This is a genomic window from Salmonella enterica subsp. arizonae, from assembly GCF_008692845.1.
Taxonomy (GTDB): domain Bacteria; phylum Pseudomonadota; class Gammaproteobacteria; order Enterobacterales; family Enterobacteriaceae; genus Salmonella; species Salmonella arizonae.
In genome coordinates this window covers 1-1,025 of sequence record NZ_VXJW01000034.1, presented here as the reverse complement: position 1 = coordinate 1,025, position 1,025 = coordinate 1, and the positions used below count along the sequence as shown (strand labels likewise).

General features: G+C 50.1%; 2 tRNA genes and 1 rRNA gene. All 3 read left to right on the top strand.

What is annotated here, in order from left to right:
- Positions 1 to 504 (top strand): 16S ribosomal RNA (locus tag F4V61_RS21975); the annotation flags it as partial.
- Positions 505 to 573: 69 nt separating this feature from the next.
- Positions 574 to 650 (top strand) — tRNA-Ile (locus F4V61_RS21970).
- Between the two features lie 111 nt (positions 651 to 761).
- Positions 762 to 837 (top strand) — tRNA-Ala (locus F4V61_RS21965).
- Positions 838 to 1,025 lie beyond the last annotated feature (188 nt).

Genomic DNA, 1,025 nt, shown 5'->3' with positions numbered 1-1,025 from the left:
GTGAGACAGGTGCTGCATGGCTGTCGTCAGCTCGTGTTGTGAAATGTTGGGTTAAGTCCCGCAACGAGCGCAACCCTTATCCTTTGTTGCCAGCGGTCCGGCCGGGAACTCAAAGGAGACTGCCAGTGATAAACTGGAGGAAGGTGGGGATGACGTCAAGTCATCATGGCCCTTACGACCAGGGCTACACACGTGCTACAATGGCGCATACAAAGAGAAGCGACCTCGCGAGAGCAAGCGGACCTCATAAAGTGCGTCGTAGTCCGGACTGGAGTCTGCAACTCGACTCCATGAAGTCGGAATCGCTAGTAATCGTGGATCAGAATGCCACGGTGAATACGTTCCCGGGCCTTGTACACACCGCCCGTCACACCATGGGAGTGGGTTGCAAAAGAAGTAGGTAGCTTAACCTTCGGGAGGGCGCTTACCACTTTGTGATTCATGACTGGGGTGAAGTCGTAACAAGGTAACCGTAGGGGAACCTGCGGTTGGATCACCTCCTTACCTGAAAGAACCGGTCTTTGCAGTGCTCACACAGATTGTCTGATGAAAAACGAGCAGTAAAACCTCTACAGGCTTGTAGCTCAGGTGGTTAGAGCGCACCCCTGATAAGGGTGAGGTCGGTGGTTCAAGTCCACTCAGGCCTACCAGATTTTCCCTGAATACTGCGTTGTGAAATAACTCACATACTGATGTATGCTTCGTTATTCCTCGCCTTGTTTCAGGAAAAATTATCGGTACAGAGGTTCTGACTACACGATGGGGCTATAGCTCAGCTGGGAGAGCGCCTGCTTTGCACGCAGGAGGTCTGCGGTTCGATCCCGCATAGCTCCACCATTCCTGTAGAACGTTGATAAAAAATACTTCAGAGTGTACCTGAAAGGGTTCACTGCGAAGTTTTGCTCTTTAAAAATCTGGATCAAGCTGAAAATTGAAACACAGAACAACATAAGTTGTTCGTGGGTCTCTCAAATTTTTGCAACGTGAAGTGAAACATCTTCGGGTTGTGAGGTTAAGCGACCAAG